This is a genomic window from Enterobacter cloacae complex sp. S3 (genome assembly GCF_014930495.1).
Classification (GTDB): domain Bacteria; phylum Pseudomonadota; class Gammaproteobacteria; order Enterobacterales; family Enterobacteriaceae; genus Enterobacter; species Enterobacter asburiae_B.
On the sequence record NZ_JADBRD010000008.1, the window covers coordinates 1 to 12,923 of the forward strand.

Here is a 12,923-nt window from a genome sequence, read left to right on the forward strand (position 1 = left end):
CACTTCTGCTTTGCGTTGACACTGTAAAGCCAGCAACAGCCCCGGCGTATGTACCGTCAGCATACCGATATAAAACAGCAGACCGGCGATGGCGGCGATGCGCATTAAAAAACGCTTTCCGAAGCGCTTTGCGTAATAGCCCGCAATGAGCATCGTCGGGATCTCAAGCCCGGCCGCGGTGCCCATCATGATGCCCGCCAGCTTCTCCGACAGGTGCAGTTCATCAATAATAAACAGCGGCATATTGATGATATACAGGCTGTTGGTGCCCCACATCAGCGTACAGATAACAAACAGGAGCAGGGCATCGCGGCGGTTGCGTCGCGGCGCTTCCAGCACGCCCGTTGCCACTTTTGGCTCTTTGCGCATGGACGGCAGGAAGAACCACACCAGCGCGCCGCACACCACAAACGCGACGGCCGCGCTCAGGTACATCACCGTAAAGCCAAAACCCATCGCCAGCGCGTAGGCCAGCGGCGGGCCAATCACCCATGCCAGCGACACCTGAGCACGCAGGAAAGAGCTGAACATCACCGCTTCACGTCCGGTATGGTCGGCGTGTTCGCGGGCAAGGGCGAACATCTGAGGGTTCGCCGTTGAGCCAAAGCTGCTCAGGAATACCCCGACGAAGAGCAGAATGAAATAGTTGCGGTTCCAGGCAAACAGAACGCAGGCCATGACCCCGAGCAGACAGCAGAAAACGATCAGGCTTTTGCGATCGCCTTTTCTGTCGGATCGTCCCGCCAGAAACTGGCTGACCAGGATGCCGATGATGGCGCTTCCGGTAAAAAAGAAGCCGACCATTGCCGGACGGACGTGAACCTCATTTGTCAGAAATAGGCTCAATGTTGGCGTCTGTAACGCACCGGCAATGCCCGTGAAGAAGGCAACAACCAGGAATGCCGCTGAGGTCAAATCAAAGGGCTTCGGCGAGACGGCCGCAGGGGTGTTATGCATGTTTTATAATTAGCGAGTAGCAGAGAGGGGCGGAGTTTACGCCGTCAGCTAAAAAATAAACAGTGGGTGCGGTCAATGATGCCACGAAAAATCAAAATGGCATTTCAACTTCCGTCCCACCCGGCTGACCTTAGCTGAAACTTTCTTGCTGAACTTCAGCAAAATTCAGCTGAACGAAGAAGAAATGTGCTGTATCTCTAAATTCTGATATCGCAAATACGAGTTTACTTGCAAGACATTGCAGAAAGCGCAAGACTTTTTGAAACGTTTCAGCGCTATCTTGTTTTAACAAACGGAGCAGGCTAGCGCATTTTTTCTCATTAAAGCTGAAACGATTCAAGTTCAGCAGGAGTGGAGAACCATGTTCCAGTTATCTGTTCAGGATATCCACCCGGGCGCTCAGGCCGGGGATAAAGAAGAGGCTATTCGCCAGGTTGCCGCTGCGCTTGTGCAGGCGGGTAACGTCGCGGACGGCTATGTAAACGGCATGCTGGCCCGCGAGCAGCAGACCTCAACCTTCCTCGGCAATGGCATTGCCATTCCGCACGGCACAACCGACACCCGCGATCAGGTGCTGAAAACCGGCGTTCAGGTTTATCAGTTCCCGCAGGGCGTGCTCTGGGGCGACGGTCAGGTGGCGTATGTGGCTATCGGTATCGCGGCCAGCAGCGACGAACACTTAGGTCTGCTGCGTCAGCTGACGCATGTCCTGAGCGATGACGATGTGGCTGAACAGCTGAAGTCCGCGACCACAGCTGAAGAGCTGCGCGCCTTGCTGATGGGCGAAAAACAGAGTGAAGCGCTGAAGCTGGATAACGAAACGCTGACGCTGGACGTGGTTGCCTCCGATCTGGTAACGCTGCAGGCGCTTAACGCGGGTCGTCTGAAAGAAGCCGGCGCGGCGGATGCCACGTTTGTGACGCGCGTGATTAACGATAAGCCGTTGAACCTGGGTCAGGGTATCTGGCTGAACGACAGTGCTGAAGGCAACCTGCGCAGCGCTATCGCCGTGAGCCGTGCGGCCAATGCGTTTGACGTGGAAGGCGAGCGCGCGGCCATGCTGGTGACCGTGGCGATGAACGACGATCAGCCGGTTTCCGTGCTGAAGCGTCTGGGCGATCTGCTGCTGAACAACCAAGCTGAAAAACTGCTGAACGCTGATGCCTCCACCGTGCTGGCACTGCTGACCAGTGATGATGCGCCGACTGAAGACGTGCAGACCGCGGAGTTCGTGGTACGCAACGAGCACGGCCTGCATGCCCGTCCGGGCACGATGCTGGTGAATACCATTAAACAATTCGAGAGTGAGATCACCGTGGCGAATCTTGATGGCACGGGCAAACCGGCCAACGGCCGTAGTCTGATGAAAGTTGTCGCGCTGGGCGTGAAGAAAGGCCACCGTCTGCGTTTCACCGCGCAGGGTGCTGATGCTGAACAGGCGCTGAAAGCGATTGGCGACGCCATCGCGGCAGGTCTGGGGGAGGGCGCATAATGAGCAGACGTGTTGCGACTATTACGCTGAACCCGGCTTATGACCTGGTAGGATTTTGCCCGGAAATTGAGCGCGGCGAAGTCAACCTCGTGCGTACCACTGGCCTGCATGCTGCGGGCAAAGGGATTAACGTCGCGAAAGTGCTCAAGGATCTCGGTATCGATGTCACCGTGGGTGGATTCCTCGGTAAAGATAACCAGGATGGTTTCCAGCAGCTGTTCAGCGAGCTGGGCATTGCCAACCGTTTTCAGGTTGTTCAGGGCCGTACCCGCATCAACGTCAAGCTGACGGAGAAAGACGGTGAAGTGACCGATCTGAACTTCTCTGGCTTCGAAGTGACGCCGTCTGACTGGGAGCGTTTTGTTAACGACTCTCTGACCTGGCTCGGTCAGTTTGACATGGTCTGCGTCAGCGGCAGCCTGCCGTCCGGCGTCAGTCCGGAAGCGTTTACCGACTGGATGACGCGCCTGCGCAGCCAGTGCCCGTGCATCATTTTTGACAGCAGCCGCGACGCGCTGGTTGCGGGTCTGAAAGCCTCTCCGTGGCTGGTGAAGCCGAATCGCCGCGAGCTGGAGATCTGGGCGGGTCGTAAGCTGCCGGAATTAAAAGATGTGATTGACGCTGCCCATGCGCTGCGCGAGCAGGGTATCGCTCACGTGGTTATCTCGCTTGGTGCAGAAGGAGCGTTGTGGGTTAACGCTTCTGGCGAATGGATCGCCAAACCGCCGTCGGTTGACGTTGTCAGCACCGTTGGCGCAGGGGATTCGATGGTTGGCGGCCTGATTTATGGTCTGCTGATGCGTGAATCCAGTGAACATACTTTACGTCTTGCCACTGCCGTTGCTGCCCTGGCCGTAAGCCAGAGCAATGTCGGTATTACCGATCGTACCCAGTTAGCCGCGATGATGGCGCGCGTTGACTTAAAACCTTTTAACTAACAGCAGGAGAGGAATAATGAAAACGCTGCTGATCATTGACTCCGGTCTCGGACAGGCTCGCGCCTATATGGCGAAGACCTTGCTGGGAGCGGCGGCGAACAAAGCACATCTCGAGATCATTGATAACCCGGGCGATGCCGAACTGGCCATTGTCCTGGGCGACAACATCCCGGCTGACAGTGCGCTGAACGGCAAAAAAGTGTGGCTGGGCGATATTAATCGCGCGGTGGCACATCCGGAACTGTTCCTGAGCGAAGCGAAAGGGCACGCGTCTGTCTACAGCGCGCCTGTCGCGACGGCACCGGCTGCGGCCACGGGTCCGAAACGCGTTGTTGCGGTGACGGCCTGCCCGACGGGCGTAGCTCACACCTTCATGGCGGCTGAGGCCATTGAAACCGAAGCGAAAAAACGCGGCTGGTGGGTTAAAGTTGAAACGCGCGGCTCCGTCGGTGCCGGCAACGCTATCACCCCTGAAGAAGTGGCTGAGGCCGATCTGGTGATTGTGGCGGCGGATATCGAAGTGGACCTGGCGAAATTTGCCGGTAAGCCAATGTACCGCACGTCTACCGGCCTGGCGCTGAAAAAGACCGCGCAGGAGTTTGATAAAGCGCTGGTGGAAGCGAAGCCGTATCAGGCAACCGGCGCGCGTCAAACCGCGACGGAAGGTAAGAAAGAGTCTGCAGGCGCCTATCGCCATCTGTTGACCGGTGTGTCTTACATGCTGCCGATGGTAGTTGCAGGTGGTCTGTGTATCGCCCTCTCGTTCGCATTTGGTATTACCGCGTTTAAAGAGCAAGGCACGCTGGCCGCTGCGTTAATGCAGATTGGCGGCGGTTCCGCGTTCGCACTGATGGTTCCCGTTCTGGCAGGCTTTATTGCCTTCTCCATCGCTGACCGTCCAGGCCTGACGCCGGGGCTTATCGGCGGTATGCTGGCCGTGAGCACCGGTTCCGGCTTTATCGGCGGTATCATCGCGGGCTTCCTGGCCGGTTACGTCGCGAAGCTCATCAGCTCGAAGCTCAAGCTGCCGCAGAGTATGGAAGCGCTGAAGCCGATTCTGATCATCCCGCTGATTTCCAGCCTGGTGGTCGGTCTGGCGATGATTTACCTGATTGGTAAGCCGGTTGCGGGTATCCTGGCGGGTCTGACCCACTGGCTGCAAACCATGGGCACCGCGAATGCGGTTCTGCTGGGCGCAATTCTCGGCGGCATGATGTGTACCGACATGGGTGGTCCGGTGAACAAAGCGGCGTACGCCTTTGGTGTTGGCCTGCTGAGTACCCAGACCTACGCACCGATGGCAGCGATCATGGCGGCAGGTATGGTGCCTCCTCTGGCGCTCGGCCTGGCGACGATTATTGCCCGTCGTAAGTTCGATAAAGCGCAGCAGGAAGGCGGTAAAGCCGCGCTGGTGCTGGGTCTGTGCTTCATCACCGAAGGTGCGATTCCGTTCGCGGCCCGTGACCCAATGCGTGTACTGCCGTGCTGTATCGCGGGTGGTGCAGTGACCGGGGCGATCTCCATGGCGATTGGCGCAAAACTGATGGCACCACACGGCGGTCTGTTCGTGCTGCTTATCCCTGGCGCCATCACGCCGGTGCTGGGCTACCTGCTGGCCATCGTTGCCGGTACGCTGGTGGCGGGTCTGTCATACGCGGTGCTGAAACGTCCTGAAGCGGAAGTCGTGGCGAAAGCAGCGTAAGCGATAAACCACAAAAAAGCCGGGTTGCATTATGCACCCGGCTTTTTTTATGCCGCCTGTTCAGCGGTTTGCTGTGCCTTCAGCCAGGCAATCTCTTCAGCCCAGATGTCCGGATTAATGGTTTCCAGCACCATCGGAATACCGTCGAAGCGGGCGTCCTGCATAATGAAGCGGAACGCATCGTGGCCAATGTTGCCTTCACCCAGGCTGTGGTGGCGGTCAACGCGGCTGCCAAAGGCGCTTTTCGCATCGTTTAAGTGCATTCCGCGCAGGTACTTAAAGCCAACAATGCGCTCGAACTCATCGAACGTGTTTTTCGTTGCCTCGGTGGTACGCAGGTCATAGCCGGCGGCAAACGCGTGGCAGGTATCAATGCACACGCCAACGCGGGATTTATCCTCCACGCCGTGGATGATCGCCGCCAGATGTTCAAACTTAAAGCCGAGGTTGCTGCCCTGACCGGCGGTATTCTCTATTACCGCGGTGACGCCTTTGGTCTTGTCCAGCGTGATGTTGATGGATTCGGCAATGCGCGCCAGGCAGGCATCTTCATCGATTTGCATCAGATGGCTTCCCGGATGGAAGTTCAGCAGCGTCAGCCCAAGCTGTTCGCAGCGCTGAACTTCATCAAGAAACGCCTCGCGGGATTTTTCCAGCGCCTCTTCAACCGGGTGACCGAGGTTGATCAGGTAGCTGTCGTGGGGAAGGATCTGGCCTGGCCCGTAGTGATACTTTTCACAGGCGGCTTTGAAATCATCAATCACGTCAGCGGTGAGCGGCGCGGCGCGCCACTGGCGCTGGTTTTTGGTGAACAGGGCGAAAGCGGTCGCCTCGATTTCGGCGGCGCGAATGGCGGCATTCGCAAGGCCACCTGCAGCGCTGACGTGCGCTCCAACATATTTCATAAAAAACTCCTGCTAACCCGAAACGCTTATGATAGCGGGTTAGCAGGAGAAGGACGAGATGGTTTATGCCATCAGGCTATGGACCGCGAGGTTAATCGCACCGCCCCCGACAATTAGCCAGATGAAGAGCACCAGTGCCATCAGCAGCGGTTTGGCACCGGCTTTTTTCAGCGCGCTGACGTGTGTGGTCACCCCCAGCGCCGCCATGGCCATCGCCAGCAGCACGGTATCCAGCGTCACCAGCATATCCACCACCGCTTTCGGCAGCAGGTGGAAGGAGTTGAAAATCGCCACCACGATGAACAGGATCGCAAACCACGGAATGGTGATTTTGCTTTTCTCGCTGCCGCCTGCCGGTGCCAGCTGCTTAACCCGCGCCGCGAGGAAAATCAGGAACGGCGCCAGCATCATTACGCGCAGCATTTTGGCAATCACCGCCGCGTTTTCGGCTTCCGGGTTAATGGCATGTCCTGCCGCCACCACCTGAGCCACTTCGTGCATGGTCGAACCGATATAGATGCCGTAGGTTTCCGGGCTAAACCAGTGGGCAACCAGCGGATACATCGCCGGGTAGAGGAAGATCGCCAGCGTACCGAAGATCACCACCGTCGCCACCGCCACGGTTACCTTGCTGGCTTCGGCTTTAACGACGGGCTCTGTTGCCAGCACCGCCGCGGCCCCGCAGATACTGCTCCCGGCACCGATCAGCCAGCTGGTTTGCTTATCCAGGCCAAAGACTTTCTGGCCGATAAAGCAGGCCAGTAAAAAGGTGCTGGTCAGGGTCAGGACGTCGATGGCAATTCCGCTCACGCCCACGTCCGCAATCTGCGAAAAGGTGAGACGGAAGCCGTAAAGGATGATCCCGAGACGCAGCAGGTGCTGTTTGGCAAAGATCACGCCGCCGTCGCAGGATTTCCAGATGTGCGGGTAAACCGTATTTCCCACGACCATGCCCAGCAAAATGGCCAGCGTCAACGCGCTAAAACCTGCGCCCGCGATAGCCGGGATGCTGCCGCCCCATAGCGCTACGGCGGTCACTGCTGCGCTAAGCGCGAGGCCCGGCACGAAGTGCCACACTGTACGATGATGTTGTAAGGTGATTTCTGACATAACCTTCTCCTTTGTCTGGCTAAAGGTTACGGCGCTCTGGCTTAAAAATAAAATTGATTATATACTTATAATCAATCTATATAAGTGGTAAGCAACCATGCACATTACATTGCGTCAGCTGGAAGTGTTTGCCGAGGTGCTGAAAAGCGGCTCGACGACCCAGGCGTCACAAATGCTGGCGCTCTCGCAGTCTGCGGTCAGCGCGGCGTTGACCGATCTTGAAGGACAGCTGGGCGTGCAGCTGTTCGACCGGGTAGGGAAGCGACTGGTAGTCAACGAGCACGGCCGTCTTCTTTATCCACGCGCGCTGGCGCTGCTGGAGCAGGCTATCGAAATCGAACAGCTGTTCCGCGAAGACAACGGCGCGATCCGCGTCTACGCCAGCAGCACCATTGGGAACTACATCCTGCCGGAAGTGATTGCCCGCTACCGCCGGGATTTCCCAACCCTGCCGCTGGAGATGAGCGTGGGCAATAGCCAGGACGTTATCAACGCGGTGATCGATTTCCGCGTGGATATCGGCCTCATCGAAGGGCCCTGCCATAACGTCGATATCGTTGCCGAGCCCTGGCTGGAGGATGAGCTGGTGGTGTTTGCGTCCCCGGCCTCGTCGTTATTGCAGGGCGAGGTGACGCTGGAGCGCCTGGCGCAGGCGCAGTGGATCCTGCGCGAGCAGGGTTCCGGCACGCGTGAAATTGTCGATTATCTGCTGCTTTCCCATCTGCCGCATTTCCAGTTAGGGATGGAGCTTGGGAACTCCGAGGCTATCAAGCACGCGGTGCGTCATGGCCTGGGGATCAGCTGTCTTTCCCGGCGCGTCATTGCCGAACAGCTTGAGACGGGGTCGCTGGTTGAAATCCCGGTTCCGTTGCCGAAACTGGTGCGTACCCTGTGGTGCATCCATCATCGTCAGAAACACCTTTCCAGCTCTCTGCAGCGTTTTCTGCGCTACTGCGCCATTTAACGTTTCCCGGTGGCGCTTCGCTTACCGGGGCTACGCGCGCCTGTCACCCTACATTTTTATGCTTTACTTATAATCCTGGCCGAGTCATGAAGCTCTCTTATAACTGAGTATTTCTGCCGGAAGGAACGCGGATCGTCTGCTACAATCGCGCCTCATTTATTAAATGGACAGCATTTTCATATGGTTTCAGAAATTAAAACCACAGAAGCGCCCACGCTACGTCGTGAACTCAAGGCGCGTCACCTGACGATGATCGCCATTGGCGGCTCAATCGGTACAGGTCTTTTCGTTGCCTCTGGCGCAACGATTTCGGCAGCCGGCCCGGGTGGGGCACTCTTCTCTTATATCCTGATTGGCCTGATGGTGTACTTCCTGATGACCAGTCTTGGCGAACTGGCCGCGTACATGCCGGTATCCGGTTCGTTCTCGACCTACGGTCAAAAATACGTTGAAGAAGGCTTCGGCTTCGCGCTGGGCTGGAACTACTGGTACAACTGGGCGGTCACTATCGCCGTTGACCTTGTCGCCGCACAGCTGGTGATGAACTGGTGGTTCCCGGATACGCCGGGCTGGATCTGGAGCGCCCTGTTCCTCGCCGTCATCTTCCTGCTGAACTACATCTCCGTGCGCGGTTTCGGCGAAGCGGAATACTGGTTCTCTTTGATCAAAGTGGCAACCGTCATCATCTTTATCGTCGTCGGTGTGGCGATGATCGTTGGTATTTTCAAAGGCGCAGAACCTGCGGGCTGGAGTAACTGGGCGATAGGCGATGCGCCGTTTGCCGGTGGCCTTTCGGCGATGATTGGCGTGGCGATGATTGTCGGCTTCTCGTTCCAGGGTACCGAGCTGATTGGTATCGCCGCCGGTGAGTCAGAGAACCCGGAGAAAAATATTCCGCGTGCGGTCCGTCAGGTCTTCTGGCGTATCCTGCTGTTCTATGTGTTCGCGATCCTGATTATCAGCCTGATCATCCCGTACACCGATCCAAGCCTGCTGCGTAATGACGTAAAAGACATTAGCGTCAGCCCGTTCACGCTGGTCTTCCAGCACGCCGGTCTGCTTTCAGCTGCGGCAGTGATGAACGCCGTTATCCTGACCGCTGTGCTTTCAGCCGGTAACTCCGGGATGTACGCGTCCACCCGTATGCTCTACACGCTGGCATGCGACGGTAAGGCGCCGCGTATCTTCGCGAAGCTGTCCCGTGGCGGCGTACCGCGTAACGCGCTGTACGCCACAACGGTGATTGCCGGTCTGTGCTTCCTGACCTCCATGTTTGGCAACCAGACGGTGTACCTGTGGCTGCTTAACACGTCCGGGATGACGGGCTTTATTGCCTGGCTGGGGATTGCTATTAGCCACTACCGTTTCCGCCGCGGTTTCGTCAAGCAGGGTCACGATATTAACTCGCTGCCGTATCGCTCCGGCTTCTTCCCACTGGGTCCTATTTTCGCCTTCATTCTGTGCCTGATCATTACGCTGGGACAGAACTATGAAGCGTTCCTGGCGGACACCATTGACTGGGGCGCCGTGACGGCGACCTACATTGGTATTCCGCTGTTCCTCGTCATCTGGTTTGGCTACAAGCTGACGAAAGGAACAAAATTCGTTCGCTACAGTGAAATGGAATTCCCGGAACGATTTAAACAATAACCGCAGTTCCTCTCTTTTAACCCGCTCAATCGAGCGGGTTTTTTTATTCCCGCATTCTGATACAAAGATATATTTCTTAACAATTTAATTGATAATAATTATCGTTTGCTTTATCGTTATCAAAAATAAGCGTGTCACCGACCCACCTCAGATGTGGGCGGCAAGGAAGACGCTGTGAGCAATGATGATTTGATTTAGTTGTATTTACCTCATGGAGATATGGAATGTTTAGGTTGAATCCCTTCGTCAGGGGAGGACTTTGTGCGTCCGCAATGTCCCTGGCCCTGCCTGTTATCGCAGCGGAATCCAGCGACACAATGGTTGTAACGGCCTCCGCGACCGAGCAAAACCTGAAAGACGCCCCGGCAAGCATCAGCGTGATTACCCAGGAAGATTTGCAGCGCAAACCCGTTCAGAATCTGAAAGATGTGTTACGGGAGGTGCCGGGCGTTCAGCTCACGAGCGAAGGGGACAACCGTAAAGGGGTAAGTATTCGTGGACTGGACAGCAGCTATACGCTGATCCTGATCGACGGCAAGCGCGTTAACTCGCGTAACGCGGTATTCCGCCATAATGATTTCGACCTCAACTGGGTGCCGGTTGACGCCATCGAACGAATCGAAGTGGTGCGCGGACCGATGTCTTCTCTGTACGGTTCCGATGCGCTGGGCGGCGTGGTGAACATTATCACCAAAAAAATCGGCCAGAAGTGGACGGGCACCCTGAGCGCCGATTCCACAATTCAGGAGCACCGCGACCGTGGAGACACCTACAACGGTCAGTTCTATACCAGCGGTCCGCTGGTGGACGGCCTGCTGGGGCTGAAAGCCTACGGTAGCCTCGCGAAGCGTGAGAAAGACGGTCAGCAGAAGTCCTCTACCACGGCGAGCGGTGAAACGCCGCGCATTGAGGGCTTCACCAGCCGCGATGCGAATGTGGAGTTCGCCTGGACACCGTCTGAAAACCACGACTTTACGGCGGGCTACGGCTTCGACCGTCAGGATCGCGACTCGGATTCCCTCGACAAAAACCGCCTTGAACGTCAGAACTACTCACTCAGCCACAACGGCCGTTGGGGCGTCGGCAACAGCGAGCTGAAGGTTTACGGCGAAAAGGTGGATAACAAAAACCCGGGCAACAGCAATCCGATCACCTCCGAGAGCAACGCGGTGGACGGGAAATACGTGCTGCCGCTGGGTGAAATCAACCAGCTGCTGACCTTCGGCGGGGAATGGCGTCACGATAAGCTGAAAGATCCGGTCAACCTGACGGGCGGTTCCAGCAGCAGTACCTCGACAAGCCAGTATGCCCTGTTCCTTGAAGATGAGTGGCGTCTCTTTGAACCTCTGGCGCTGACCACCGGCATCCGTATGGACGACCATGATACCTACGGCGACCACTGGAGCCCGCGAGCCTATCTGGTTTACAACGCGACCGATACCGTAACGGTGAAAGGGGGCTGGGCTACCGCGTTTAAAGCGCCGTCACTGCTCCAGCTGAGCCCGGACTGGGTCACCGGCTCGTGTCGCGGTGCCTGTGAGATTGTCGGTAACCCGGATCTGAAACCGGAAACCAGCGAAAGCTTCGAATTCGGTCTGTACTACAGCGGGGAAGAGGGCTGGTTAGAGGGCGTGCAGGTCAGCGTCACCACCTTCCAGAATAACGTGGATGACCGCATCAGCATCAGCCGTACGGCCAATGCAAAACAGGCCCTGGGCTACCCTAACTACGTTGGCCTGAATGCGGACGGTGAACCGATTTTCCGCTACTACAACGTTAACAAGGCGCGCATCCGCGGGGTGGAGACCGAGCTGAAAATCCCGCTGGCGGACGACTGGAAACTGACCCTGAACTACACCTACAACGACGGCCGTGACATCAGCAACGGCGGCAACAAGCCGTTGTCCGATCTGCCGTTCCACACCGCCAACGGTACCGTTGACTGGAAGGCAACGCAGGACTGGTCGTTCTACGTTCAGGGCAACTACACCGGTGAGAAACGCGCGCTGACCAGCAGTGCAGCAACGCCGGGTGGCTATGTCATCTGGAATACCGGCGCCGCGTGGCAGGCGACGAAAAGCGTGAAGCTGCGCGCGGGCGTGCAGAACCTGCTGGATAAAGATCTGAGCCGTGACGATTACAGCTATACGGAAGACGGCCGTCGCTACTTTGTCGGTGTGGATTACAAGTTCTGATGCGGCCAGGGTAAAAGCAAAACGGCAACGTAAGTTGCCGTTTTTAGTATTTGTTCCCTCTCCCTGTGGGAGAGGGCCAGGGTGAGGGCATCAGAGCGCACACACTCGCACTTACCCAAACAAATGCTCCGCATGGAAGCGGAGATGATCCTCAATAAAGGACGCGATGAAGTAATAGCTGTGGTCATACCCCGGCTGAATGCGCAGCGTCAGCGGCCAATCCTTCTGGCGTGCCGCTTCGGCGAGCACCGCAGGCTGTAGCTGCCCGGCGAGGAACTGATCCGCATCGCCCTGATCGACAAGCATCGGGATCGCATTGGCCGAGCTGCTGGCCAGCATCAGCGCACAGCTGTCCCATTCCTGCCATTTTGCTTCATCTTCACCCAGATAGTTCGTGAAGGCTTTCTGCCCCCACGGCACCTGCGTTGGGTTCACAATTGGCGCAAATGCCGACACGCTGACGTATTTTCCCGGATTTTTTAACGCCATGATCAGCGCCCCGTGACCGCCCATAGAGTGTCCGCTGATGGCGCAGCGGTCGCTTACCGCAAACCCGGACTGAATCAGCGCGGGCAGCTCGTCGCGAATGTAGTCATACATGCGGTAGTGGCCTGCCCACGGCTGCTCGGTCGCATTGAGATAAAACCCGGCGCCTTTACCCAGGTCGTATCCTGCATCGTCGGCTACATCATCACCACGCGGGCTGGTATCAGGCATCACCAGTGCAATACCCAACTCGGCGGCAAGTCGCTGCGCGCCCGCTTTGGTGGTGAAGTTTTCGTCGTTGCAGGTCAGGCCTGAAAGCCAGAACAGAACCGGCGGATTTTCCGTCGGCGGCAGGAAAATGCTGAACGTCATCGCACAGTTCAGGACGGTGGAGTCATGCCGCCAGCGCTGCTGTCGACCTTCAAAACAACGGTGCTCTTCGAGCAGTTCCATGCAGGGCTCCTTAATGAGAATGCGTATTCATAAAAACCATAATACAGCCTTTTCATTGACCTGTGAGTAAC

The 12,923-nt window shown here is 57.0% G+C and carries 10 protein-coding genes; 6 read left to right on the forward strand and 4 right to left on the reverse strand.

Annotated features, from left to right (window positions below; all coding sequences use genetic code 11):
- A partial coding sequence (locus tag IM317_RS03400; protein ID WP_193362464.1) for an MFS transporter occupies window positions 1-957 on the reverse strand: 957 nt, incomplete at its 3' end.
- Window positions 958-1,318: 361 nt separating this feature from the next.
- On the opposite strand from IM317_RS03400, the gene fruB reads away from it, so the two are divergent.
- From fruB to fruA, 3 genes are read left to right on the forward strand one after another with little or no spacing between them, the layout of a single operon-like run.
- On the forward strand, window positions 1,319-2,449 hold the full coding sequence (gene fruB, locus IM317_RS03405) for a fused PTS fructose transporter subunit IIA/HPr protein (protein ID WP_033146038.1): 1,131 nt from the start codon (window positions 1,319-1,321) through the stop codon (window positions 2,447-2,449).
- Window positions 2,449-3,387: a 1-phosphofructokinase gene (fruK, locus tag IM317_RS03410; RefSeq protein ID WP_014170919.1), complete on the forward strand. Its 939-nt coding sequence runs from the start codon at window positions 2,449-2,451 to the stop codon at window positions 3,385-3,387. Before fruB ends, fruK begins: the two co-directional genes overlap by 1 nt.
- Before the next feature lie 16 nt (window positions 3,388-3,403).
- Window positions 3,404-5,089 (forward strand): PTS fructose transporter subunit IIBC, encoded by a 1,686-nt coding sequence (fruA, locus tag IM317_RS03415; RefSeq protein ID WP_033146037.1) that lies wholly within the window; start codon window positions 3,404-3,406, stop codon window positions 5,087-5,089.
- Window positions 5,090-5,136: 47 nt separating this feature from the next.
- Here the strand turns inward: fruA and nfo are convergent, their stop codons facing one another.
- Window positions 5,137-5,994 (reverse strand): deoxyribonuclease IV, encoded by an 858-nt coding sequence (nfo, locus tag IM317_RS03420; protein WP_033146036.1) that lies wholly within the window; start codon window positions 5,992-5,994, stop codon window positions 5,137-5,139.
- A gap of 63 nt (window positions 5,995-6,057) precedes the next feature.
- Window positions 6,058-7,104 carry a YeiH family protein gene (locus IM317_RS03425; RefSeq protein WP_033146035.1) on the reverse strand — a complete coding sequence of 349 codons (1,047 nt, stop codon included), beginning with the start codon at window positions 7,102-7,104 and terminating at the stop codon, window positions 6,058-6,060.
- A gap of 97 nt (window positions 7,105-7,201) precedes the next feature.
- On the opposite strand from IM317_RS03425, the gene yieE reads away from it, so the two are divergent.
- From yieE to cirA, 3 genes are all read left to right on the forward strand, one after another.
- Window positions 7,202-8,068, forward strand: coding sequence for a DNA-binding transcriptional regulator YeiE (yieE, locus tag IM317_RS03430; RefSeq protein ID WP_033146034.1), 867 nt, complete (start codon window positions 7,202-7,204; stop codon window positions 8,066-8,068).
- A gap of 180 nt (window positions 8,069-8,248) precedes the next feature.
- On the forward strand, window positions 8,249-9,718 hold the full coding sequence (locus IM317_RS03435) for an amino acid permease (protein ID WP_023336352.1): 1,470 nt from the start codon (window positions 8,249-8,251) through the stop codon (window positions 9,716-9,718).
- A 224-nt stretch (window positions 9,719-9,942) separates the two neighbouring features.
- Window positions 9,943-11,913, forward strand: a complete 1,971-nt coding sequence (cirA, locus tag IM317_RS03440) for a catecholate siderophore receptor CirA (RefSeq protein WP_033146033.1) — start codon at window positions 9,943-9,945, stop codon at window positions 11,911-11,913.
- Window positions 11,914-12,024: 111 nt separating this feature from the next.
- Here the strand turns inward: cirA and fghA are convergent, their stop codons facing one another.
- Window positions 12,025-12,852 (reverse strand): S-formylglutathione hydrolase, encoded by an 828-nt coding sequence (gene fghA / locus IM317_RS03445; protein ID WP_033146032.1) that lies wholly within the window; start codon window positions 12,850-12,852, stop codon window positions 12,025-12,027.
- Window positions 12,853-12,923: the final 71 nt, after the last annotated feature.

Coding starts and splice junctions, on each gene's coding strand:
- fruB (WP_033146038.1), top strand. CDS start 1,319: ATGTTCCAGTTATCTGTTCAGGATATCCACCCGGGCGCTCAGGCCGGG.
- fruK (WP_014170919.1), top strand. CDS start 2,449: ATGAGCAGACGTGTTGCGACTATTACGCTGAACCCGGCTTATGACCTG.
- fruA (WP_033146037.1), top strand. CDS start 3,404: ATGAAAACGCTGCTGATCATTGACTCCGGTCTCGGACAGGCTCGCGCC.
- nfo (WP_033146036.1), bottom strand. CDS start 5,994: ATGAAATATGTTGGAGCGCACGTCAGCGCTGCAGGTGGCCTTGCGAAT.
- IM317_RS03425 (WP_033146035.1), bottom strand. CDS start 7,104: ATGTCAGAAATCACCTTACAACATCATCGTACAGTGTGGCACTTCGTG.
- yieE (WP_033146034.1), top strand. CDS start 7,202: ATGCACATTACATTGCGTCAGCTGGAAGTGTTTGCCGAGGTGCTGAAA.
- IM317_RS03435 (WP_023336352.1), top strand. CDS start 8,249: ATGGTTTCAGAAATTAAAACCACAGAAGCGCCCACGCTACGTCGTGAA.
- cirA (WP_033146033.1), top strand. CDS start 9,943: ATGTTTAGGTTGAATCCCTTCGTCAGGGGAGGACTTTGTGCGTCCGCA.
- fghA (WP_033146032.1), bottom strand. CDS start 12,852: ATGGAACTGCTCGAAGAGCACCGTTGTTTTGAAGGTCGACAGCAGCGC.